Origin of the sequence: Denitratimonas organivorans (assembly GCF_037478135.1) — a bacterium.
In the GTDB taxonomy this organism is placed as follows: Bacteria; Pseudomonadota; Gammaproteobacteria; order Xanthomonadales; family Xanthomonadaceae; genus Denitratimonas.
In genome coordinates this window covers 400872-427850 of sequence record NZ_JBBHDV010000001.1, presented here as the reverse complement: position 1 = coordinate 427850, position 26979 = coordinate 400872, and the positions used below count along the sequence as shown (strand labels likewise).

Genomic DNA, 26979 nt, shown 5'->3' with positions numbered 1-26979 from the left:
CGGGTCGCGGCACATCAGGGCTGTTCGGCTTCGAAACCATCCGAGAACAGCACATCGGCCGACAACCGGCGGTAGACCACGACCGCGCCGTTGTCGCCGCTGGAAGTCACGTACAGATAGCGGTCATCGCCACTGGCGGCCATCGCGCCCGGCACCGACAGGTGATGAAGGCCGTTGTCGCCATTGAAGATGGTGCGATGCACGCTGAGCTTGCCGGCCTGCGGTCCGCTGCCGGTATCGCGCCGGAACACGGTCAGGCTGCTGGTCTCGTCTGGATGCTCGCTGTCGCTGGCGGTGACGAAGACTTCCTTGCCATTGGGCGCCACTTCCACTTCGCGCGCACCGAGCAGGCCGTGCAGGCTGCTTTCCCGGTCATGCCGCAGCACTTCGCGCAGGCTGAGCTTGCCGTCGGCGGCGCGATCCAGCAGCGCCACGCCGTTTTCCCCTTCCACCGCGACATAGACCTGCCGACCATCAGGCGAAAGCGCGATGCCGAAGGCCCCGGCAAGGCCGGATGGCGTGGTGCCGACACCGTTTTCCAGCACCGAATTGACGCTGAGCTTGCCCGGATCGCCCGTGCTGCTGGCTTGCCGGTTGAACACCACCAGTGCATTGGCACCACGCGCGGTGACATAGACCTGGGCACCATCCGGGGCCACCGCAATGCCGCTGGGCTGGATCAGCTTGGACAGGCCCGGCGCATTGCTGGCCAGCACCGCGCTGTAGTTCAGCATGCCGGTCACCGCATCACGCTGGAACGTCGCCACGGAATTGGAGGTCCGCCCCAGTGCGTACAACTGTGCCCCGTCCGGGCTCAATGCCAACCGCACCACATCATCCAGCCCCTGCACCTGCGCGCTGCCCTGCGGCTGCTGGTGCACCAGGCTTTGCCCGAAGCTCAATGCACCGGTGTCGACATCGCGTTCCAGCATCGTGACCGCATCGCTGCCGTAGGCGGCGACATAGATGAAGCGGCCATCATTGCTGATTGCCAGATCGCGCGGCGACTGCAAACGAGCGTCGGCAAAGCCCGCCGAACTGGTCTTGTACGCAGCCAGGAAACCCAGCGCGCCAGTGCCCGGATCACGGCTGAAATGCACCACCGCGTTGCTGGCGCTGCCGGCCGCATAGGCATGCAGGCCATCGGGCGACAACACCACCGCCTGCGGGCTGGCCAGACCGGTGACGCCATCCTCGCCATCGACTGCGGCATCGGTTTCCTGCAACGCCGGGTCATGCGCCGGATCGACGATCGTGCCGTAGGCATAGGTCTGCGGCAGCCCCAGACTGACCGGGTTGCTGAAGAACAGGCGGAAGGTTTCGTCCGGCTCGACGATGCCGTCGGCCAGGATCTCCACATCCAGATAGCTGCTGGTCTCGCCGGCCGGAATGGTCACCGTTCCGCCGGCCGCCACGTAGTCCTGCCCGGCCTGCGCGGTGCCGTTCTGCGTGTTCCAGGTGAAGGACACCGGGTTCTGGTGCGAGCGCGACAACGTTGCCAGGAAACGCGCGGTGTTGGTGCCAACCGGCGGCTCGGCCACACGCACATTGCCCACCCGCAGGGTCGGCACATTGTCGTCATCCAGAATCGTGACCGTGGCGGTGGACCTTTCGAACACGCCGAAGTCATCCGCAGTGGACAGCAACACGACCGTGAACGATTCGTCCGGCTCCACCACGGTGTCGCCGCAGACCTGCACTGCGATGCTGGCGGTCAAGGCCCCTGCCGGAATCACCAGCGCACCATTGGTTCGCTGGATGAAATCCACGCCCGGACCGCAGGCAGCACCGCCCACGGCGGTGTCGTTGCGGGTTTCCCAGAACACCGTGACCGGGCGCGCCGGCGAGGCGATCACGTTCATGCTGACGTCCAGGACCGCCAGGGTCTGGCCCTCATCGCCCTCGTAAACCTGGGCGTCTTCGATCCGGATCGCAGGCCCGGTGCCGGCATTCTGCGGGTCCAGATCCACCTTGGTGGTGGCGCCGACCGCGCCCACGCCGCCGGGCACTTCGTAGGCGAACTGTCCGCTGACGAACAATCGCACCGGATCGCCAGGCCGCGCCCTTCCCTCACGCCGCGGATCGACCTGGTCCATCGGAATGCTCAGCGCGTACTGCCCACCCAGATGGCTGCGGCTGCCCACGACGTAGCGTTGCAGCAGTTCACCGTCCGGGTAGGTGCGGGCTTCGACTACGGTACCGTTGGCCGCCGGCTGACCGAACAGCGTGACCGCACCGTAATAGATGTGGTCCGGCGCCTCGACCGTGGCATGGACCGGCAACGCCGCGAACACCAGCAGCACGGCGAAACGATGCATGAAAGCGGAAATGATGCGGTTCATGATCAGTTCCCCGAGTACGAGTAGGTCTTGAAGAAGATGCGGATGTCATCCACACCGTTGCCGTCACGCTCGCTGCCACTGCCCAGCTTCTTGCCGTGGATGAAGGTATCCAGCCCTTCGTTCGGATCGTTGAGGAAGGTGCCGCCAGGGATGATCAGCAGCCAACGCCGGTTCCAGACCGAGCGACCAACCAGGCGGCTGTCGGCAGTGACCTGCGATTCGTCAAAAGGCTCGACGTAGTGGTGCGCACGCATCTGCGGATAACGCCGCAGTTCCACGCGTGAACCATCCAATGTGTCGGAGGGCAGCCAGTCAAAGCGCGCGATGTCCTGCGCTCCCACCGGGAATGGGATCGGGATGCGCTGATCCAGTACCTGCCACTCGCGTACCGTGAAATCCAGCGGATCGGGTGCACGCAACACGTCGGCACCGGCGGGGATCAGGTACACGTTCGGATCATCCGCCAACGGCAGCCCGTCATAGTTGCCGAACCATGCGCCCACCGAACGGATTCGGGTGGCAAAGCGGCTGGAATCGTAGGAACTGTCCTGCGGCCCCAGATCCCAACCGAAGTAGTTCAGCCCGAACGTGACGTTGGTGCTGAACTCCAGCACCAGACCCGGCTGCGGCCCAGCCGATTCCGGTGCGAACGGGCGCGCCATGCGGCGGAACTCGGGCACTTGCCACAGATCCGGAACCCGCGCCGCTTCCAGCGTGCGGCGCCACTGCCCATCGCCTTCCTCACCTTGCGGGATACGGAACAGTTCGCGCCGCAGCGAGAAGCGGTTGGTTTCCACCTGCGGGTTGTTGAAGCCCATCTGGCCCTTGAGCACATCGAAGTTGAGTTTCAACTGCGCCATGGTGTCGGCCAGGCCAGGTGAACCGGCCATCGGCACGTCATTCAGCACCTGCCCCAGACTGCGCTCCTTCACGACCTTGGTCAGGAAGGTCTGGCCAGCCTTGGCATCGGAACCCAGCAGATTGGTCTCGTAGTCATAAGCCGAGGCCGCCAGATAGACATAACGGGCCGCAAGATCGAACGAGGCGCGGTATTTCTGCAACGCATCGTTGCGGAAAATGCGGAACGCCATGTCCTTGTAGCGATGTTCCTGCGTAGCCGCCGCACCGGTACGGCGGAAGGTCAGCAGCTGGTCGTAGACTCGCAAACCCTCGGCCAACGTGGCCAGGTATTCACCCTGCAACTGCTTGATCGCCTCGGTCCGGGCGAACAGCTCCGAGCGCAGCAAAGGCTCCTGACGCAGCATCGCGTCGATCTCGCCAGCCACGTCGTACAGATCGAGATTCGCGTCATTGAGCATGGAGCGGATGCCCGCCAGCTCTGACACATCCTCCTTGGCCGCATCAATCGCGTTGCCAGCGATTTCCAGCCCGTCTGCAACCGTGTCCGCAGCCAGCTTGCCGACATTTCCGGCAGCCTGGATGGTGCAGCGACCGGCGGAGAACAAGTCACCACCGCCGGCAAGGCCCACGATCGTGCTCTGCGGGATGCACTCGGATGTGGTCTTGAAAGAGAAATCCAAGAACTCGCCCACACGCCGTGCCGCAATCGCCGAATTGCTCATCACCTGCGAGGCGATGGTCAGGTCACGCAGCTCCTTGCGTTGACCGATCGCGATCTTGAGGTTGTCCTGATGGGTGTTGAATACGGTGCGAACCGCGTTGATCTGATCCTCCAGATCCAGACGCAGCTTGTCGTACTCCAGCATCGCCTGCTTGAGCTCGATCCGCGCCATGAACATCTGATGCAGCACCTGCTGGATCCGGCCCGGTGCGCGGCGCGTGCCGGACCAGGAATCAGGCTTGGTGAACCAGAAGCCGAAATCGGGGGACTCGATGGTGACGTACTCCACCTCAAGCAGCTCGTCCTCGGACTTGTCACCGAGCGGGCAACCCTCGGCCATCGGGAATTGGTCGCAGTCCGCCTTGGCACAGCCCGGCATGCTCGGATTGTTGGCGCACAACCCGCCGGAGATGAACGTGTTCGGCTCGGCATTGAAGAAGCCCATGCCGTTCTCGCCCGCCCCCAGATAACCGGTGAAGGAGTTGATCCGGGCCACGGTCATATTGTTCGGATCATCGAAATCCAGCGCGGTGCCAGCCAGTTCCGGCACATCCAGATACATGTAGTGATACAGATCCGGACCGTTGTAACCAGTCGGATAGGTGCCACCAGGGCCAATGTCGTCGATATAGGGATAGCCGAAGATCTCGATCAGCTGGTTGGCGAACGACACCTCCTGCTGTGCCGACACCTGGGCCTGCGCATCCGCACCGTTCTGGATGCGGCGCAACTGGTTGTTGAGCTGGTTGGCGTGCTCCCACAGCGCCAGTGCGTTGTTGAGCGCTTTCATCGCTCGCTCCCAGACCTGTTCGAACTGGGTCTTGTTGTGCAGCGTCAGCTGCGCAGGATCGATATCGAACGGCACCACGCCGCGTGCCAGACCCAATGGATTCAGACCGGCATCGGCCTTGTCCACCTGCTGCTGGATGGTGCGATAGTGGGTCGCGATCTGATCCAGCTCGGACACATTGCGCCGCTCGATACGCTGGATGCCGACGTGGTTGGGGTTGTCATCCACTTCCGGCAACACGGCATTGACCGTGACCCAGTCGAAATACGTCGCCATGCCGGCACGCCGGCCCCATTCGGACAGGCCCCAGGCACGCTGTGGATTACTATCGTCATAGCCCTGCCACTGACCATTCGGGTCTTCGGTATAGGCCTTGCGATAGGTCAGATCAACGATCTCGGCCGCGGCGCGCGCCTTGGCCGCCGCGGTCTCGGCAAACTGGCGCTCATCGAGGAAGTCCACGTTGATCGGCACACCGGCCACCAGCACCGCCTCGGACTGCGGGTTCCACGAGAAGAACGGATGCCGAAGCAGGTTGTAGTAGGTCTTGGTGGCGGTCAGATAATGACCCCAGGCATCGCCATGACCCTGCGGGAACATGATGCGCGCATCGAACTCGTCGATCACGCCGCTCTGGTTCTGGTCGGAGATGTTGTAGGAAAGCGCGTAGGCCACCTCACCGTCGCCGGTGGTGAAGTTCCAGAACAGCCGGTTGTAGACCGGTGATGCCGCCACCGGGCCATGCGCATCATCGCGCCCGCGCAGCAGCACCAGTTCCTCGTCGAGCGGGGATTCAAGCTGGTTCTGGAAGTTGAAGATGCTCGGGTTGAGGTTGATCGTGCTCTCGCCGCTGTCGATGCCGATGGTTGGATCCTGCGCATCGGCATAGGCCTCATTGCCCAGCAAGGTATAGAAATCCACCAGACGCGATGCGACCAGCAGCACCGCAGCATTGGCCGGGCCATAATCGATCGGCGGAGTGGAATCGGCCGACAGCTGCAGCGCGCGGCGCATTACCGTGGTGTAGGCCTCGATCAGCCCCATGCTGTTGAGGTTGTCGGCATCGTTGTTCATCGCCACCGGGCCGGAATAGCGCTCACCCAGCTGGATCAGCATGCTGGCGTAGTTGTTGGTGGCGGACTCGCCGAAGTTCTGCACCCGCGCCTCGAACGGATTCAGGCGGCCCAGCACACGCTTGACCCAGCCTTCCGCCAGCTGCGCGCGCGGTTCGACCGGGGTGGAACCGGGTTGACCTGCCCACAGACTCCACTGACTGGCGTTGTTGCAGGCAGACAGGCCGCGGTAACGCGCCAGGTACCAGTTGTCGGAAAGGGTCTGGATATTGGCGCCCTCGATGCTGATCTCCACCGCACCGTTCGGCTCGGGCGTGGGGAACTGCACCCAGCCATGCATCTGCCCGGTTTCCGGACTGGGCAGCGGCGTCGGCGGCGTGCCGTTGGCATCCGGGCGGAAATACCACTCGAACTGCAAGGCATCCGGGTTGCCGCCGAAGTCGCCACCATGACGCAGCACCAGCTGCTCATCGAAGATATTGGGCGGCGCAATCACATTGATCTGGCCTTGGTAGGGCGCGTAGATCGGCGGATTCGTGGCGTCGGATTCCAGACAGCCCACCTGGATCACTTCCAGCGAGACCGGCAAGGCGCCCAATGACGGATCATTGTTGAACGCCAGGGTCATGTAGCCCGAGCCGCTGGCCGCGCCCGCGGTCAGCGCGGCACCGCCACCCACAATGGAAAGCGGTTGCAGCATGCCGTTGCCAGCCGGGTCCTGATAGGCAATCAGCAACTCGTCCGGCGACAGGTCTTCATCCAGATCATCACAGATACGCTCGCGGTCCTCGCCCAGGCGCGCGCTGCGGCAAATGGCTGCGATGTTGCTGGGATTGCGTGACAGACGGTAAAGCGCTTCGATCGCCTGATCCCAGCTGCAGCCGGCGGTATCCAGGCAATTGCCTTCGAAACCGGACTCCTCGGTGCCGTCACCACCATCCAGCTTCTTCAGGATCGCGCGCTCGCGCTTGCTCATGACATTGAGCAGCAGCTTCGGATCTCCGGCACCGGTTTCATCGAATACACCGTGGAATACCAGACGCTGGTTCATGCCGTCGTAGTACATGCGCTCGCCCAGCGAAGCCGGCATTTTCAGCACGCCATCACTGGAGCCGACGATGTCGAAGAAACCATCGGTACGCATCTCACGCGCCACGGTGCCGGGGAAAGTCGCCAGCCGCACCCAACGCGGGTTCAGCGGATCGATCAATTGCGCCAGGGTGTCGGCCGGGCCGGCGTTTTCCACGGTGTCGCGATTGTCGTCATAGACGATTTCCACCGCCGCCTGGTTGTAGATGTTCGGCAGACCGCGCTTGGGTGTCAGCAGGGTTTCGCCAGCGATCAGCAGCGGCGGGGATTCCGGCCAGGAAATGTTGTATTCCACCGGAATCGGGTCGTACTGCGAAGCGGCACCGCCCTGATTTTCCGGCAAGCGCGCCAGCCACGGCGTGCACTGGCCGGGCTCGTAATCGTTGGCATCGTTATAGTCGTTGTCCTGGTAGAAGCCCGGCTGCATCGGGTAGTAGTAATGCACGGTCCCGGTGCCGGCAGACTTGGCCCAGAGCTGGTTCTTGTGATCCTGGAAGAACGGTGCCGGAGCCGGCTCACCCAGCGCCTGGCCTGCGACGAAGGATTCCGCACAACCGGGCAACAACCGCACCGGATACGGAGGCGACACTGTGGTCCCGGCAGTGCCGGTGAAACGGAAGCGGGTATAGCCGGCGCCGGTGGCCTGCACCCGGTAAATCTTGAAGTTCCAGTCCTGTACGCTGTTGTTGTAGTACTTGAGCAGCACGTAGGGATCAGATGGCGCGGATGGATCATTCACGTCACCGAAATCCGAGCGCAGCGCGAATACCGCATCGGCGCCGCTGCCGGTGCTCGACGGGGCCATCATCGCGTGCTCGTCGTTGGGGTTGAAGCCGGCCACACCGAAGTCGTTCTGCACATAGATATGCGCCTGCGGGAACGCGGCCGCCGACAGAACCGGCTGGCCGGCGAACTCGCTGCCGCTCTGGCTTGCGATCACGATGCGATCGGGGTCGTACGGCCAGCGCGGCTCGTAGCGCACCGCACGGCTGGCCCAGTAGACGCCCTTGCCGTTGCGCCGATACCAGGCCACCGCCAGTTCACGGCCGAAATCCTGGGGCCGGCTACTGGAATAGCGGTTCACCGGAATGATCGAGCCTTGACGGGCGGAACGGTTGTAGGCGGCGTTGACCCCATGACCGTCGTAATAGGCCAGTTCGTTGATGACCCAGCCGGTGCGGTCAGGCTGGTTGTGTGCCGGATGCACGATCTTCTTGCCGATCTCTGCGGAAACATTGTCCTGGAAGCCCGGTGTCATCTGGTAGGGCAACGACCGCACCACTTCCACATAGGTCGGATACACCGACTGGTCAACGGTTGGGCCATGCACATAGATAATCGTCGCAAAGCCGCTGCGTGGCGCATTGAACACGCCCGCATCCAGGGTCGCACCGCTGGAGCCGCTGTCGGGAAGCACAATATCTCCAACGATCTGATACTCGCTGGGCTTGGCCTCCACCGGAGCACCGACGACGTGGCTCTGGTAGCAGCCGTCAGGACGGTTGATGCCGGGAATATCGCTGTCACCGCAGGCCGACGTCGGCCATGCGCCTGCACCCTGTGTGACGATGCGCAACGCACTCTCGGGAGACTCGCCCGCCTTGCGCCAATGCACCTCCACCTCCGGAGTCGACTGCAGAGGTATCAGACGGTATCCAGCGTCTGCCCCCCGGACCCAGGCGAACCAGCGATAATCGTTGCCGGTAGCGGCAATGGGCTGACCATCCAGGAAAAAGTCCGGCAGATCCGCCACATTCGCGGCAGTTGCCATGGTGGGTGGAGTGATCGGAACGCCAACTGCCCATGTCTCTGGCTGGAAAAAGCGGCCATCAAAGTCCAGTTTGATCAGGAACCCATCCTGCTCACCTTCCCCGAACAGATTTTCAACCGGACCAACCTGCATGAACTCCTGGAAGCTTCCTCCCACATAAAGCTGGTCACCTGCACCCAACCCGACCGAGCTAGCCTGGTCATTACCAGGACCACCAGCCGGGGCCGGCGGATTGCCCCCAATCACGCTGCCGCCGGTGAGCCACTCCCAGGACCCATCCGTCGCATTCATCCCGGCGACGAATACATCGCTGCTGTCCGAGTCACCCGTGATCATCAAGCTATCCAGACCGAGTGAGCCGGTGAAATCACCAGCGATAAAGACTCGATTTCCGTGGGCACTCACAGCCTTGGCCAATGCACCACCGGTATGCTGGGCAAGCGCGCAGGTGTATTGATCGCCCGAGTAACCCAGCACCGCGACAAATCCCCCCCCACCGCTCGGATGGGTGACACCCGGATTATTGCCGCACTGGGTTTGCGTGATCTTGAGATTGCCAAGAAACTCACCAACCACAGCGACCCTGGCGACGCCGTTCTCCGTCCAGATGCTCGCATCTTCCAATCCGACTGAACCCTTGAAGCGCGCAACCTGGCTGTTCCAGGCGCTGCCCGAAGGTGCAGAATCCGACATCACATTGCTGACAGTGTGCAGATAGCCCTCATTGACGGAAACCTGCAATGAGAGACGCTCTACAAACCACCAGTCATATTCACCCCCGCTGCCGGCATTCTGGCGGATGCGCAGCTTGAAATCGGGATGGAACATTCTGCGATCGCCGCTAAACCTCCTGTCTATCGCCAACGGACTGTCAGCACTTCCACCGGCAGCAAACCAGTCCAGCGTCCGCCATACCCCACCCCTGTCCAAGTACTCAAGGACCAGATACTCATTAGAGTAATCAGGAAACTCGCTGATGTAGCTGGAATAGGTATATCCACCCGACACCAACCCTCCGGCCGGCGCACGGATATCCATGCCACGCCGAACCTGCATGGCAACCCGGATGAAACCACTCTTGCTGGTATCGATACTATCCTTCAATACCACACTGACCGGACCACGATTCAACGCCAGGCCCGGCGACGCATTGGGCCCGAAGCTGTTTCTCAGCCTGTTGAAATGGTCTTCGGAAACGATATGTGCACGACCACCGTTGGCCTGCACAGTCCAGCGCTCGTCCAATTGGGTAGCATGGGTGAATGTCTGGTCCAGGACGGTCACCGCTCCGGTCGCCTCTTCGCCGAGCATGTACAAGCGATTCTGCTGATCGAGCAGCAGTCGCTTGCCGATCTCGTAAAGACCGGCGCCTGGACGGTTCACGGCCCATATCCACCGCTTGCCATCTATCGAAAGTTTCGCCAGGAAATCGTCCTGGGTCTGGCTCGGATTGTTCAGTGTCCGATTTGATTCGGCAGCATGGAACGTCACCAGTGCTGCATAGCCGCCCGTCACCAGAAGGGTTTCCGGCAGCGGCGGGATTTGCGATGCATCACCCGGAAGCACCAGCAGATCAGTCGCGATGTCCTGCTCGGAGCTCCTGATGCGGTTCACCCAGCTCCACTGCCCCGCAGCACTGATCCGGGCAACAAATCCATCCTGATCGCCGCTGCCAGTGCCTACAGGCGTTACTCCCCCGAATTGCGCAGCACCATGGAGACTGCCCGCAATGTAGATATTGTTGGAGGCGTCCAACGCCATCCCCGAAACGGCATCAGTCAACGCACCACCGCCGCTGACCGCCCACCGCACCCTTCCTGCGGTGTCGAGCCGCGCAACGAAGACGTCGGTCAATCCAGCAGAATTGAGCGTGTAGTCGCCAATCCGTGTTTCGCCGGAGAAGTTGCCGGCAATAAACACATCACCATTGGACGCAGTCAGCGTACGCACAACCTCGCCATTGGCGATGCCATGCGGCCATGCCGCCTGCGCCTCGCGCAGCGGCATCAATGCGGCCAGCGCCAGACATGCTGCGCCAAGGCCCCGCTGGAGGATTTTGGAAGGACGGAAGAAATTCATGGTCTGTCCCCTGATCACTGGTTCAACACCGTCACCGTGGAAGCACGGCGCAGGCGGAAGGTTCCGGAAGTGAAGATCGGGTTGCGATGCAGCCCGGTTATCGATTCGGCAAAGGTGCCGCCCAGTGTCGAATCACCCCAACCCGGCGCGTTGATGCCGCCCGGATCATCGGGGGTGAATACGAACTGCATATTGCGTACCACCTGATAGGCCTCTTCCTGATAATTCAGGAACTGCTCGTCGAGGTTGTTGTGATCGGGGTGGTAGCGGTGCAGGAACGGGTTGGTCGGTAGCGTCGGCGACACCACGATCGCGGTGGAAATTTCGCCACCCGGGCCGAACACGCCAGTGAAATCCAGGGTTTCGCCATCAAAGTCATAGGCCACGGTGCTGTAGCGCAGGCCCACCGCGACGCCATCGCGTCCGGCCACGCCGCTGTACAGGCCGATCAGATCCTTGTTGGTCAGCAGCACATAACGGCCGGGTTCGGCCACTTCCTGGTAGGTGGGATCGATGCTGCTCGGCTGCATCGTGCCCTCCTCCCACATCTGGATCACGTCCTTGACCAGACGTGCCTGGCCCTGCGGATTGACGTGGATCAGCACGCGCTGGGTGAAGGGCGCGCCGACGCCGGTGGGCGTGGTGCCGGCCATCTGCGCCTGGCTGACGCCATTGATCTGGATGTCACCAATCCACAGACCGGCAAACGCCAGAGGATTGTCGCCACCGGCCTTGGCCAGCGTGCCGTCGCCCTGGGCGCCATCCGCGGCGCCGCGCTGTGCGGTACGGCCACCGACATGCAGCACGATGCGCTGACCGAATTCGTCGGTGATCGCGATCATCTGCTCCATCCGGTCCTGGGTGAACTGCGGACGCTTGATCGCCAGCGTCACGAACACATCGGTATCGGTGGGTGCGTAGAAAGTCTCCACGTCGGGCAGATCGGGCCAGCCGACCTCGCCGGTTTCCTCGTCTTCCAGCCGCAGCGACAGCGGCACCCGCACGCTGCCCAGGCGTTCGATCTGGAAGCTGCCATTGGACCCGCTCAGATTGCGCAGCACGAAGCGCATCTCGTCGAAGATGGCGGCGAACTCCAGCGATTCGCCCTGATCCAGCACCAGATGCATGCGGCCCTGGTAGCGCGAATTGCCACGGGTGTAGATCCAGTAGGCCTCGTTGGCGTTGATCGGGGTGCTGCCGCTGAGCAGTTGCCAGCGTCCATCCGTGCTCAGCCGGTAGACCGGCTGGCCCTGATGTGCGGCCGAGCGCGAGAAGAACTCGGTGAAGGTCGGCGGTGCCGGTGATTGCCCGGGCTGTACCACCGGCAGGCCGGTCAGGGTGAAATCGTTGGGCCGCCACGCAGTCGGAATGAAGCGTGGTGTGCCGCGGATCGTGAGCTGGCGCGAGCTGCTGCCATCCAGACGCACCAGGTACGAGGTGTTGCCGTCGATGGTGAACAGCCGGGTCAGCATCGCGTCCGGGCGCGGTTCGGGGAACCAGGCGAACCAGCCTTCGATGTTCTCCAGCCCTTCGGCCGGATCGCGGATGAACTGGGCCTCGTTGCGGCCGGGGATCCAGCGCCAGACGCTGCGCACCGGCAGACCGGCGAAGACGCTGGCGATCTCCTTTTCATTGGGTTCCAGCGCGACATGGATCGCGTTCCAGCCCGGTTGCAGCGTGATGGTCTGGGTCATGTCGGCCGCGCGCGGTGCCAGCGGCGCCAGCAGCAACGCCAGCGCGGCAACACGGAACAGCAGGGGGGCAAGTGAAAGGTTCATGGTGTGGTTCATCCCTGGTCCTGGGGCATCGCGGGCGGTTGCGGAAGTTCGGAGCCGGCCGGTGGGCCGAGCGGATTGATCGAGGCCAGCGCGGATTCGCGCACTTCGACCCCGACCTCACGCATCAGGCGGCGGCGGAAATCGGTTTCGGTTTCGGCCAGACGTTCCTGCATCAGGCGCTGGCGGATGCCACTGGCGAGCTGTTCGAACGGGCGCGACTGGCGTGGTTCGCTTTCCACCAGCCGCACCAGATAGACGCCGTCCTCGCCGCGCAGCACGTCGGAAATCTGGCCGGCGGTTTCGAGCGTGCGTACCGCTTCCAGCACCACGCGGTCGTGTGCGTAGCGGTCGCTGCGGCCTTCGGAAATCCAGCCGATGACGCCACCGCGATAGCGGGTGGATGCGTCATCGGACACTTCACGTGCCAGCACGCCGAAGTGCGGCACGCTGACATCCAGTTCGGCGGCTTTTTCGGCGGCCTGCTGCATCTTTCCGACAGCCTCGTTCCAGGCGGTTTCACCGGCCTGCGGTGAGACCGACATCTTCAGCATCGCCACACGCTTGCGCGCCGGCACGGTGTATTCGTCCTGGTGCCGTTCGTAGTAGCGCCGCACTTCGTCGTCGGAGACGGTCAGTTCGGCCTGGGCGCGACGCAGGCTGTCCTGCAGATAGCGGTTGGATACCAGTTGATCCAGTGCGCGGCGCAGTTCCGGCTGGTCGGTCAGGCCGGTACGTTGCGCGGCCTTGACCAGTGCTGCGCGGTAGACGATGTCATCAAGCAATTGACGCTTCTGTTCCATGTCCTGGAACTGGCCGGGACGCTCGCCACCGCGGCGGCGCATCTCGTCGATGAAGGCCTGTTCGCTGACATAGCTGTCGTCGATGCGCGCCACCCAGCGCGCAGGCACGGCATCGGCCTGCGCCCCATCTCCGCTGCGTGCCAGGGTCCAGCCGGCAAGACCGCCGGCGATAAAGGCGCCGGCAACGCTCGCCAGCACGGTTTTCGACCAGAGCTTCATGCCCATCCCTCCTTGCTTGCCATTGCCCGGGCCGTTTCCCGGCACCCCGCGACTCCGGCCGGGAGTGATGGCGGCGGGCCACGGGATGCCGGGAGCCCTGAACCTGTCGGCAGCGGCCACAGTGCGGCCTGCGGTTCGGCAACCGTGGCCTTCTTCGGCTCCTCGAAACCATCGCGGAAGATCACCTTGAAGATCAGGTTGGTATCGCTGTCGGCGTTGTCGTCGGCGTTGACCTCGATCTGCGCGGTGTCGACCTCGGCCTCGGCGTGCTGCACGATTTCTTCGTGGGTGAAGATGTCGATGGCCGGATCCAGTGTCGTGTTCAGGGTGTAGGTCAGCGTGCCGCCGGCCGGCAGATCGACCAGATCGTCGATGCCGCCAGTACCTGCGCCACAGCTGGCCCCGGCCGAGGCCGTGCAGGTCCAGCTTGCATCCATCAGGCCGCTGGCCAGTGGCGCTTGTACGCTTGCGCCGAGCGCATCGATCGAGCCGATGTTGCGCACCCGGATCGTGTAGGCCGTGGTATCGCCCGGCGCCAGGCCGATGCGTCCGTCATCGATGCTGACCACCAGATCGACACCGGTACGCATCAACGTGCTGCTGCTGGCGCTGTTGTTGCCGGGCACCGGGTCATCGGTCTGCGATTCGGCCTGTGCGGTCGAATCAAGCACGCTGCCCGGTGCGGGCAGATCGGACAGCCCCAGCGTGATCACATGGCTGCTGCCGGCCACGATCGCCTCGACTTCACACAGGAAGCTCTCGCCGAAGGCTGGCGTGCACAGCTCACCGCCGTTGTGCCGGACAGCGTGACTGAAGGTCAGCGCCACCGTGGTCGCGGCCGCATCCGACGGACCGATATTGGCCACCGTCACCTGGTAGGGCATCGGCTGGCTGCTGTCCGGGTCGTAGGCATCCGGGGTCTGGATCGAGGTCACCAGATCGGCGCGGGTGATGATCAGGTCACTGACCGTGAAGCTGTTGTTGCTCAGATCCGGATCTTCGGCCTGACCTTCCACATCAGTCGGCAACAACTGTGCCGTGGCAGTGTTCTCCAGCGTGCCCAGAGCCGAGGAGCGCAGCGTGGCGTCGATTGTGTAGTACAGCGTGGCACCGGCCGGGACCGAGACCACACGGTTGATCGAACCCTGGCCATGCTCACCGTCGATGCCGCAATGGCCGACGCCCGCAGTGGAGTTGCATTCCCAGCTGGCAGCGCGCAGCAACGGGCTCAGGAAATCCTGCACCCGCACCTCGGGCGCATCCGAGGGCCCGATGTTGTGCACCGCCACGGTGTAATGCACCGGCAGGCCGGCCACCACTTCGCCACCGCTACGGGTCTTGGTCACCGCCAGGTTCGCGCGGCGCAGCACTTCGGTTTCGACCGGCGGGGTGACGTGATCGTTCGGCGTCGGATCGGTCGCTTCCGGCTCAGGGATCAGGTAGGCGCCGTTCTGCAACGGACCGATATGCGCCGGGTCGATCAACACCGTCAACGTCACCGTCAAGGTGTCGCCCACGTGCAGGTCGGCGTACGCTTCCAGCCCGCTGCCGCTGCCACTCGGGCTGGCACAGCTGGAATCACCCTCACCCGCGGTTTCACAGGTCCAGGTGGCATCAAGGAATGCGGCGGCGTGCAGGTCGTCCATCACCCGGATACCGAGCGCATTGCTGGGGCCGGCATTGGTCACGGTGATCACGTATTCGGCGGTTTCACCAGCGATGACCGCCTCCGGCCCGGTCTTGCTGATCGCAAGATCGGACACCACCTGGATCAGTACCTCATCCACGCCCTCGTCATTGGCCGGGTTCGGATCCACACCCTCGCCCGGTACCGCCTGCGCAGCATTGCGCAAGGTGCCGCGTGCGCTCGGATGCACGGTGGCCTGGTAGTCGACGGTCGAGTGGCCGCCTACCCCCAGATCCACCGGCACCGGGAACCCGGCATTGCCGCCCGCCATCGCCAGGCAGCGTGAAATCGCGCGTTCGTCCAGACGCGACAGGCCACCGGCTTCGCCAGTCAACGCCATGACCAGTTCGCCCATCGGCGGTACATGCAACAGCGCACCCGGCGCGGCGGACACACCGTCAGGTGCCGCCTGGGTGAAGCGGTGTTCCAGCCCGCCATCGCTCCAGCGCCGTGCCAGCAGGTGCACATTGCCCTCGGCATCGGCCAGGTACAGACGTGAGCCCCAGGTATCCATCGCCAGCGCGCGCGGTGCTGCCGAACCACCCGGCAGCGGGGTGAAATCCACCGCCGTCAGGCTGCCGTTGACGGCACGCTCGAACAGCGTGATGCCATCGGACCCGAGCACATACAGCTGCGTATCTCCCGGCGTCACCACCATATCCCGCGCCCCGGCCAGTCCCGGCACGGTGGCGTCGCCGCTGCGCCCATGCAGCATGCCGGCGTAGCTGAGTACACCGCTGTTGACATCCACCTCGAAGCGGGCCAGCGATTCGGATACGGTCGAGACCGCATACAGGTGACGTCCATCCGCGCTCAGATGCAGGCGTTTGACGCCCCGGATGACGTTGAGCTCTTCCTGGAATGTGCCCAGACCGTCTCGGATACGCTCCACATAGCTCAGCTCGCCACTGTCGGCATCACGCTGGAACAGGGCGATCGCGCTGGTGCTGGCATCGTTCGGCACCGCAGCGGTATAGACGAAGCGCCCATCGGCCGACACCAGCACGAAGGCCGCACCCGTCAGTCCGGGCGTCAGCGTGCCCGAGGTGATCTGCTGCAGGAAGTGCAGGCCATCGGCCACGATCGCGAACACCAGCACGCTGTTGCTCTGTGCCGCAGTCACGTACAGGTGCGCACCATCGGGCGAGACCGCCAGATGCGATGCACCGGCCAGACCGCTGATCGGCGTACCGCCGGCATCATCGCCATCGACCAGAAGCTCGATGCTCTCGATCTCGCCGGCCGTATCCAGACGCAGCTCCACCAGCGCGCTGCCACTGCGACTGGCCCCGAACCAGCGCCGTCCATCCGGGGTGTGGGCCAGTGCGGAAAGATCCCCGATACGCGACTCGAAGGCACCAGGCAGCCAGACCCGGCCTTCCAGCGGAAGATTGGCGGCACAGCTCCACTGGCCGTCGTCCACCAGACCGGCATTGGTCGCAGGGAAGATCGGCAACTCGTCGTGGATCCACGCGCCCAATGCATCGGACACACCGTGGTTGTCGACGCGGATGCTGTATTCGACCGGCAGGCCGGCGATGACCTCGTCGGCCGGCGTCAGGCGGTCCTTGATGGTGGCAAGATCCGGCGCCGGCACCAGCGGACTGGTGTCGCTGGCGCGGTTGTCGGACGGATCGGTCTCATGCGCCAGCACACGCGGATCGACACTCACTGAATAGGTCAGCGAGCCGGTGGCATTGGCGAAGATGCGCCCGGCCAGATCGAACTGCACATGGCCACCAGGGGCGATATCCACCCGCTGCGTGCCCAGTGCACCACTGCCGGCCAGCGGGCAACGCGAACCCGGTTCGCGCGCCAGTGTCGCGGCCAGTCCATCGGCCGCGGACACCGTATACAGCTGCTGACCATTGGGTGCCAGCATGATCGCCGACACCTGTTCCAGCGCCGCCGAATCCGCCACGCCATAGCTGGCCAGATGCTGCGCCGTGGTATCCAGCAGGCTGTACAGATGCAATTGCCCGGTACCGGCCGCCGCCACGTAGAGCCGCATCTGATCCGGCACGAACGCCAGTGCCGCCGGCGCATGACCGCTGTTGCCCAGCGCCGCCAGATCAATGATCTGCTCCACCTCGAACGCCGGCTCGTCACCATCGACGAAGCGCAACAGATTCACCGCATCGCCACCGGCATCGGCGACAAAAATGCGGTCCTGGTACACCTGCACCGCGGAAGGCGACAGCAACGAGGCGCCCGGATTGCCCGGCCCATCCTCGATATCCAGCACATGGGTCAGCACACCGGTCGCAGGAGCACGGCGGAACACCGCAAGCGAGCGGTTGGCATCGGCGGTGACGAACAGCAGCGTGCCGGTTTCGTTGAAGGCCAGATCGGAAATGCCGTTCAGGCCGTTGTTGCCACCGCTTTGATGGATCACCGAAACCTGGCTCAATGCACCGGTGGTGGCATTGATCGAAAAGCCTGCGATCGCCTGGCTGCCACGCGCTCCCGCATAGAGCTGACTGCCATCAGGCGACAGCGCCAGCGTGGTGACACCACCGATACCCTGCACGCCCAGCTCGTTGTCCACGACCTGTGAAACCCAGGTCAGCAGGCCGGTTTCTGCATCTCGACTGAAGACCGCGATCGCATCCGAATCCGGGCCGGCCACGAAGACGAAACGCCCGTCGGCGGTGATGACGATGTCCGATGCACCGCCAATGCCCGAGACCGGTGGCGTAGTGTTGCCGGACAACGGCGCGCCATTGAACCAGGCATGGCTGCGTGTCAGCACACCGGTAAGCGGGTCACGGTTGAAGACCACCACGGTGTCACGCTCAACGGCACCATCAACGCGTTTGCCGACCGCATAGACATGACGGCCCAGGGTGTCCACCGTCAGCGCACGGTAGGCGACATCAAACTCGGCACTGGCCAGCGCGACCTGCTCCAGCAGGCCAGCATACGGTGTCGGCGTGCAGGTCCAGGCCACGTCATACAGCGCCGCCGGCAACACATCACCCACCAGCGCACCTGCGGCATAGGTCGGCCCCGCGTTGGCAGCCACTACCGAATAGTTGACGTCTCCACCCGGTGTGAGTTGCCCTTCCTCAATGCAGCCCGGCTCACCGGCACTGCAGCCATCGCTGGTCACCGTGATCGACAGATCCATCGCCGGCGACAGCACCGTGTCATCGTCGGTGGCGCTGTTGTTGGTCATATCCGGATCCAGCACCCCGATGGCTTCCACCGTCGCGGTGTTGACCAAGCGGCCGCTGGCCTGGGCACCAACGACACCGGTGGCCTGGAACCGAACCTCGCCACCGTTGGGCAGCTTCACTTCCAGGTCAATGCCGCCAACGCCAGCACCGACGCATTGGCCACCGCCGCTGCCGGTACAGGTCCAACTCACCTGTTCGAACTCGGGCGGGAAGTGGTCCACCACCCGCGCAACTTCAACATCACTGGGGCCGTGGTTTCTCGCCACGATGGTGTAGGTCACCGCATCGCCCGGCGCGACACCGCCCATGCCATCGAAAATCGCTCCCTGGAAGTCGGGCCCGGTGGCGTCCAGCGCGAACGCGGTCAAGGCCGCATCCTGCGCACCGGCGGCATACAGGTACACCTGATCGTCAACGACATAGGCCAGATCGGACGCCCCACCCAGACCATCGACCAGACCCACAGCCGGATCCAGTGCCTCATCGCCATTGCGCACGAAGTGCACCAGCCCGGGCTTGCCCTCGGCATCCAGATCGAACACGGCGATCGCATCCTGCGCTGCCGATGCGGCCAACAGCTGGGAGGTGTTGTCGTCGACAACACGCAGACGCAGACGCGCCGCGCCAACCAGTTCGGGCGCCATGAACGTCGCCTCCGAAGCGGAGTGCGAAATGAATGCGAGCTTGCCATCAGCGGTGTTGCGGCTGAAGTGCACCAGCGAGCCGGCCTCGGCGCCGAGTACATACAGATGCGCGCCTGAGACATCGAGCGCCAGCGAACGCACATCGTCCATGCCAAGCACGCCAGCGCTGGCGTTGTGGTGGCTCTGGATCTGGGTCAGCAAACCAAAGTTGCCGCTACCCGGATTGTCCTGCCGCGCGAACACCACCAGTGTGTCCGCAGCCCCACCCAACACATACAGCTGCTTGCCGTCGGGGCTGGGAAGCAGCGCCAAAGGCGCCTCGAAGCCACTGAACGCACCGACCCCGGCCTGGACCGAAGTGAGGAACTGCAGCTTGCCGAAGTCCGGCGATGCCGGGTCGTTCTGACGGTGGAAAATCGCCACGCTGTTGGAGAACCCACCGGCCACGTACAGGTGCGCGCCATCCACACTGAGCGCCAGCGCCCGCGCGCCGGAGATGCCGGTAACGCCCAGCAGCCCGTTCTGCTCAAGATCGATCTGGCTGAGCCGGCCGTTGCCCGGATCACGGCGGAACACGGCAACCGCGTTGTCCACCGGACTGGCGGCATAGACATGGTGTCCATCGGAGCTGGCGATCAGGTCGGTCACGCCGGCCAGACCGCTGATCCCCGCCATACCGCTGCGCAGCACACCCAGATAACGCAGGCCGATACCGGTCGCTGCATCTACCTGTCGCTGGAACATGCCGATGCCGTTGTCGGCCGGTGCCGCTACATAGATGTTGCCCAGGTCGGCCGCGATCGCCGCGGCGCCGGCCAGACCATCGAACTCAGCCAGACCATCGTCCTTGGTGATGGAAAGATCAGCGACCGTGGATGGTGCATCCTGGTCGCTGTCACTGTGCGCGCAGGCACCCAGCGTGGTGCCGTCTTCTCCGGCACAACCGGCAGACTGCCACTCCACACCAGCGACATTGACCAGATCGCCACTGAGCTGGCTGGAAACCCGCACCTCGATGCTGAACCGCACCTGCCCGCCGGCCGCAATATTGACCGGCACCTCGTGCAACAGATCGTTGCCCGCGGGCGGGCACCATGAATCGGACTGGCGCTGGAAATGCGCGATGGCACGGTCCAGCGTGCCGGCCACGTAGATCTGGTTCAGTTCAGGCTCCAGCACCAGGCCTGTTGCACCAGCCAGTCCTTCAACCCCACCGCTCAGATTGGTCCGGATGCCCTGATAGGTCGGCATGCCAGTTTCCGGATGCAGCGAGAACCACGCCAGCGTCGCACCTGCCTGCGAGGTCACGTAAAGATGCTGACCATCGGCACTGAGCGCGGCACGGCGTGGGTTCAGCAGACCCTGGGCGCCCTGCTCGTCCTGCCCCACCGATGCCTGCAGCGCCAGATTGCCGAAACTGCCCCCGGCTGCAGTGGTACGCGACAGCTGCACCAGCCTGTTGCCAGCCGAAACCGTCAGATACAGATATTTTCCACTGGCGTCGAATGCACCGGAAGACACGCCATTGAGCTGCACGCCACCCAGCGAGCCACTGCCAAACCGCGCCACGAATACCAGTTCACCCGTGGCGGCATCGCGATCGAATTGCACCACGCTACCGCTGCTGCCCGACAGCGCGTAAATCTGCGCCCCGTCCGGACTGGCGACCAGAAACTCGACATCGGCCAGACCGAGCACACCATTCTGGTTGTTCACATGACTGCCCAGATGCACCAGCGAATTGCTGCCGCGATCAAACGCGAATGCCGCCACCGCATGATCATTGGCACCGGCCACGTAGATATGCTCCACACCATTGCCGGCCGGCAACGCGATCGCATGCAGCGCCTGATCCAGACCCTTGATAGTCGAGGTCTTCGCAGTGGCCAGAAGCTCGACCCGCAGCGCCTGCGTCTGGCTGCCGGACAGTCCGAACACACTCAAACTGTCGGAACGACGGCTGGCGACGAACAACAACCGCCCGTCCTGGCTCACCGTTACCGAACGCGCGCCTTCGATATGAACGCCGCCGCCGTGGTCGATCCGCGCGTCCGGATAGTAGGTCAGCGCACCCGTGTACTGGTCGCGCTGGAAGAACACCAGCGCGCTGTCATCGACACTGGCGGCCACCATGAAGTTTTCGCGTACCCGGTCCGGATCCGCTGCATCGCCGGCCGGGATCAAGGCCAGGGAGCTGACGCCACCCAGCCCGGTGACCCCCGCCGTGCCTTCCTGGTGGGCTGCGATGAAGTCCAGCGCACCGGATCCCGAGGCCGAACACGTCCACGAGATCGTGTCGATATCGAAAGGCGATGCCGAACAGTCGCGCGTGCCTGAGCCGTCGATGGTGCACCCGAACAGATCGGTGACGCGAGCCGCAGCCGGATCATCCAGGCCCACGACATTGCCCTGCCCGACATTGCGGATGGTGACGTCATAGACCACGGTCTCGCCCGGCACCACCGCGACCTGGTTGTTGGTCTTGTTGACCTCCAGACGGGTGGAGGTCAACAGCAGGGTCTGATCGCTGTCTGACGCCTCGCTGTTTTCTCCACTCGCGGTTGCCGTATTGCTCAGCACACCAGTGGCGTCGGGGCGAATCACCGAATTGACCGTGTACATCACCGCGCCGCCAGTGCGGATCGTGACCAGATCGTCGATATCACCGCTGCCTGCGGCACTGCATGACGAGCCGGTGCCCACCGAGAACGAGGCGATCGCGTCACTGCCGAAGCCTGCGACATAGACATTGCGCGAATCCGGCGACACCGCCACCGCATAAGGGGTCCGCATGCCGTCTACCGCATCGATGTCCTGGCTGCGGATTTCGGCGAAGGCCAGATGCCCGTACTGCGCGCTGCCGGCGTTGTCGTAGCGGTTGAATGCGACCAGGCTGTTGCCCCACTCGGCCGCCACATAGACCCGCTTGCCGTCGGCGCTGACCGTGACATCACGCGGGCCGCTCATGCGCGCCGGTGCCAGCCCTCCCGCCACGACCTGCGTGAGCGCGCGCACCCGCCCGAACTGTGGATCGGTGCTATCCAGCACACGACTGAGCACATGCAGCGTGCCGGAGTTCTGCGCGGAAACATATACATGCTGGTGATTGCCGGATTCAGGTGACAGGGCCAATGCCATCGGGCGCTGGTTCGGCCCGAGATTCAGCGACTGCACAAAGCCCAGACTGCCGTCGGCGTTGTCCCGATTGAACACCACCACAGTATTGGCGGCATCGGAAACGCCCAGCAGCTGCGAGTCACCACCGGCATCGGCCAGCACCAGATCACGGATGCCGTTCAGCCCGGTGACACCGTTCTGGCCACCTGTCACCACGCCCACATGCTGCAGACGCTGCGGCGAGTCCGGGTGGTGCGAGAAGATCGCGATGCTGGATTCGTAAGAGCCCGCGACATACAGATGACGTGAGCCACTGTCCATCGCCATGCCATAGGCACCCAGCAGGCCGGGATTGCCGGAACCGCGCTGCAAGGCCTGCTCAAAGTCGAGCAGGCCGTTGCTGTCACGCGAGAACACCACCAGGGAGTCGCTGTCGCGGCTTGTCACGAACAGGCTGCGCCCATCTGGGCTGAGCAGCATGCTGTCGGGATTGGCCATGCCGCTGACCCCGCTGGCGCCATTGCGCCAGGAGCGGACAAAGGTCAGATGGCCGCCGTCCTCGTCTTCCGGGCCCACATGGCCGAGACGGCGTTCGAACAGGCTGACCGCCGAATCCACCTTGCTCAGCACATAGACGAATCGTCCCCGAACCAGGGTATCGGCAGGCGCCACCAGACTGTCGATCACCCCCTGGCTGCCTGGTTGTGCATCTCCATCGCGGTCCAGCTCGATAAAGCCCAGCTGTGGCGCTGGCGCACGCCGGGATAGAACCGCCAGCGGCCCGATCGGCCCCTGGGTGCTGCCTGAAGCGACCACCACATGCCGATTGTCCGGCGAAACCACCAGCGCCATCGGCACATCCAGGCCGATCGCCCCATCAGGCGCGGTGACACCCTGATTGTCCGGGCCGAACAACTGCTGTTCCACATCCGGGTTGTCGGCCGAGCCGCCCGTCAGCGCCCCGGTCACCGGGTTACGGCGCAGTGAGAGCAAGACGTTTTCCGAAGGATTGACCGCCATCAGATGCTCGCCGTCAGGCGTCAATGCCAGACGGACCGGCCCGCTCAGCAGGGTCGGGGAATTCCCGCCGGACAGTGTCGTGAAGGTGACCGCTGTGGGGCTGGACACCACGTGTCCGATATGCGGACTGCCGTTGTTGTGGGCGTGGACATAGAGATCCTGCCCGTTGGCTGCCAGCACCATGTCACCGATGCCGATGAAGCCCGTCTCTCCATCACCTGCCTCCGCAGTCTTGCTCAAACGTCCTGCATCCGGGCCGTCAGTAGCGATGGTGTAACGGAAAATGGCCGATGTCGTGGTGGAGGCGACGAACAACTCGCTGCCCGCGCCATTGACCTGCATCGGTCCGGCTGCCACCGGCGCATCCACGGCGGCACCGGCAACCGGCATCGGCAGGAAGCTGTTGCTGTCGGGGCGGAACACCTCGACCCGGCCGACGCCGTTGGAGCCGTTGGAGCCGGATACGTAAACATGCGTGCCGGTGGTCACGATGCGCCGCGGATGCGACATCGCGGTCGCGGTGAACCCGGCAAACGACAGCCGGCCGAACTCCGGATCCAGCCCATTGACCACCCGGTGGAACGTGGCGATACGGTGCGAACCCGAAGAAAGGACATGCAGCACGGCACCGTCTGGTGACAGAGCCAGATCGACAGGATTTTCCATCCCTTCCACCGCGCCGCCGGTATCGCTCTCATCGTCGACACCCTCGATCTCGATGTCGATCGGGTCGAACGCCAGCTCGCCATAGCCCAGGCCCGGCGTGGCGTTGCGGCGATAGACCATCAGCGCAGCCCGCTCCTGCGCCGGATCCCCGACGAAGGTACGGCTCAGCACGTAGACATGATGCCCATCGGCCGACATGACCAACGCCTGGCCGGGACGTGCGACCGGTGAAAGCTCGTGCTGCAGCGGCGCCAGATCACCCGGCACCGGCGAGATCGCCGAGCAGGTCCATTGCACATTCTGCAGTGCGCTGGGCATGACATCGCGCACGCGCACGTCGTAGGCGTCATCCGGCCCCTCGTTGAGCACGGTGATGGAATAGGTATGCGGCCGGCCCGGGTGTGCCACTTCCAGCCCGTCGCTCTTTTGCAGGTCAAGGCTGTAGCTGGCACGCAGCGCAGTAGTGACCCGGGCTTCACGCGAACCACTGCCGTCCAGCGCAAGCGTCGCACGGTTCTCGACCTGGTCGCCGGCACTCAGTGTGACCGGCACATCGATCCGGACCACGGCACGGCCACCTGGCATCAGATCAAGCGGCAACGGGCCATCGGTCGTATCACCGATGCCACCACTGCCCGCAGCCCTGCCGCAGGAGGTGGCTTCAGGCGCAACCACGGCGCCCGGCGCGGGAATCGCTTCGCAGCTCCAGGCGGCCTGCGAGAAGTCGAAATCCGCCGGCGCCGCAACGGTGCTGTCTCCATCCGCCAGTTCGACCCCCGGCGCGAAACTGGGACCATCATTGCCGGCCGTGATTTCATAGTACAGACGCGGCAAGTCATCATCGCCACTGCGCTGGTAGAGGCGCTTGGTCAGGGTCAGAATGTGCTGCGGTGTCAGTGAAGTCACATCGCTGTCATTCACGCCCGCCGCACCGCCACCCGGCTCGGCCTCGGCGTGGAGTTCAACCGCTCCGGTGGCACGTGGATCGATCATCCCGGTGACGGTGAACTCGACGCGTCCGCCAGCGGGAAGATTGGAGGTGACGTCCAGCACATCCGCAGTGATCGGCGACGTCACCTCACTCTGTCCGCAGGTGCCGCCGCTGAAGCAACAGGCCCCGCCATAGGCACGGCACTGGTAAGAGACCGAGCCGGGCACAAAGCCCGCAAGGCTGCCACCCGCCGCCAGCGGGAAATTGCTCTGGATCTCTGTTTCCGGCAAGTGGTAGTAGCCTGTGTTCCTTACGGTGATGCTGTAGCTGTGCGTGAGGCCGGGAATCGCGCTGCCGTCTCCCACATTCGCCACCGCAATGGTTGCCGATGCAGCACTGAGAACCTTGACCGTGACCGGTTCCGACTCAATCGGAGCCTCGCCCATCAAGGTGATGTCATGACAGCCGGGCAAACTGCCACAGGAGGTCAGCGATACGTTTGCCACGTTGACGATATCGATGCTGTCCTGGACGGCGGGCACATTGACCGTGGTGAACAGCCGGCTACCCGTTCGCGCACGCAGTGCAAACCGCTGCGAAATCTCCGCCGCACTGCCGTCTACCGTGTCCACGGGACAGTCGGAGGCGTCGACGACCTCAACCGTCGAGCCGATGCTGGATGGGCACAGCGTCCAGCAGGGCATGTCCGAATCGGGCGTGCAAGTCCCCACGAGTAACCCGTCGAATTCGTCACTGAGCAGCAGCGCCGGACCAACCGGATCAATCACGGACCCCGCGGAGCCGTCCATATTGCCCACGTCACTGGGGCCCTCGTTGAAGACGGCGATCTCGTAATCCCACGCAATATTGGCGTAGGTCTCGTCCAGATCCTGACCATTGCGAGTTGCACGCTTTTCGACACGAATCTCCGCGCGACGGGCGATGTCACGCGACGCACTGACGCTGCTGTTGTCGAGATGATCGATGTCCACCGGTGCCGAGGAGTCGGCCGGTTCGCCGATGGCCGCGCTCAGCGCCGCGTCAGCGTAGAGCTCGGCTGAGCCGTGCATCACCGCGACCGAGAAGGTCAGAGACGCGCCCGCGTCGATGGTCGGCAACACAAAATCCGTCAGCGGCCCGGAAACCGGCGACGACGGGCAGGCGGCACCGGTGCTGCTTTCACAGGTCCAGGTGAAGCTTTCTGCAGGCGCCTCATCACGCTGCAGTGAAAGCAGCGCACCGGTCACACTGTCCGGCCCGGCATTGCTGACCATCACCGAATAAGTGGCCAGACAGCCGGGGGTATAGATATCCGTTTCGGTTTCGCTTGGGCAATGCGTGGCCGGCGAGGCGATGACCGTGCCCTGCACACTGACCGACAGATTGGCCGCGTCATTGCGGGTACGTATGACTTCGCCCACATTGTTGTCTGGGTCGGCCTCCAGCAAGCCACCTGCAGGCTCGGGCAGCTGGATTTTCGCTTCAAGCCCGGCGTCACCGAGCTGGTTGGCGGCATGGCTCACGATGACATTGAAGCTCAACGTACCGCCGGCGGGGAATGAAGCGATCGCAGCACTGTTCAAGGCGCCGGAGCCGGTCGGACAGGTTGCACCATTGCCGCCCATGCAACCCCAACTGAGCACCCCGCCCTCGCTACGCGCCAGCGAGATCCCCGCGCCGTCAGCGTTATCCGGTCCATCGTTGCGGAACACCACCGTATAGGCGGCATCACATCCGGGGGTATAGCTATCGAGTTCGTTCGGGCAGTTGCCTTGTGGCGAATTGACGGCCACCGCCTCGACCGTGGCCACCAGATCAGTAAGCGGGGTACGGGCGAAGGTATGCGAAGCGGTGGCGTTGGCTACGCCGGCAACCGATGTGGAGCCGGTAGCAGAAAGAGTTTTGCTGCCGATGGCGTCACTGGCAAACGCCACATCCACTTTGATCGTCAAACTGCCACCGGGCGCAACCTGACCATTGGTGCTCCCCCCGCCTGAGCCGCACGAAGAGTCTAATGACGCCACGCAACTCCGGTTTGCCAGGGTCACACCCGAATCCGCGGAGAACACGACAGACGCCCCCACGGCCGCCTCGTCTCCGCTGTTGGTGAGCGTAACGGTCACCTCCTGCAGGGTCTGGCCCGGAACGTAATGCGTCGGCGGGCTGCTGAACGCCATGTTCAGCACAGGCGCCGCCAGTACCGGACTGGACA

General features: G+C 63.9%; 5 protein-coding genes. All 5 read right to left on the bottom strand.

Annotated features, from left to right (window positions below; genetic code table 11):
• Window positions 1-14: 14 nt before the first annotated feature.
• Genes WDB66_RS01810 through WDB66_RS01790 form a run of 5 tightly spaced genes read right to left on the bottom strand, consistent with a single transcriptional unit; the run spans window position 15 to window position 26719 of the window.
• Window positions 15-2342, bottom strand: a complete 2328-nt coding sequence (locus WDB66_RS01810; protein WP_339396714.1) for a beta-propeller fold lactonase family protein — start codon at window positions 2340-2342, stop codon at window positions 15-17.
• A gap of 2 nt (window positions 2343-2344) precedes the next feature.
• On the bottom strand, window positions 2345-10726 hold the full coding sequence (locus WDB66_RS01805; protein WP_339396713.1) for a hypothetical protein: 8382 nt from the start codon (window positions 10724-10726) through the stop codon (window positions 2345-2347).
• A gap of 14 nt (window positions 10727-10740) precedes the next feature.
• The gene (locus tag WDB66_RS01800; protein WP_339396712.1) at window positions 10741-12504 is read right to left on the bottom strand and encodes a hypothetical protein; all 1764 of its coding nucleotides are present in this window, start codon (window positions 12502-12504) and stop codon (window positions 10741-10743) included.
• A gap of 8 nt (window positions 12505-12512) precedes the next feature.
• Window positions 12513-13523, bottom strand: coding sequence for a peptidyl-prolyl cis-trans isomerase (locus WDB66_RS01795; RefSeq protein ID WP_339396711.1), 1011 nt, complete (start codon window positions 13521-13523; stop codon window positions 12513-12515).
• Window positions 13520-26719 (bottom strand): beta-propeller fold lactonase family protein, encoded by a 13200-nt coding sequence (locus tag WDB66_RS01790; protein ID WP_339396710.1) that lies wholly within the window; start codon window positions 26717-26719, stop codon window positions 13520-13522. The genes WDB66_RS01795 and WDB66_RS01790 overlap by 4 nt, the downstream gene beginning before the upstream one ends.
• Between the last annotated feature and the right edge of the window lie 260 nt (window positions 26720-26979).

Coding starts and splice junctions, on each gene's coding strand:
- WDB66_RS01810 (WP_339396714.1), bottom strand. CDS start 2,342: ATGAACCGCATCATTTCCGCTTTCATGCATCGTTTCGCCGTGCTGCTG.
- WDB66_RS01805 (WP_339396713.1), bottom strand. CDS start 10,726: ATGAATTTCTTCCGTCCTTCCAAAATCCTCCAGCGGGGCCTTGGCGCA.
- WDB66_RS01800 (WP_339396712.1), bottom strand. CDS start 12,504: ATGAACCTTTCACTTGCCCCCCTGCTGTTCCGTGTTGCCGCGCTGGCG.
- WDB66_RS01795 (WP_339396711.1), bottom strand. CDS start 13,523: ATGAAGCTCTGGTCGAAAACCGTGCTGGCGAGCGTTGCCGGCGCCTTT.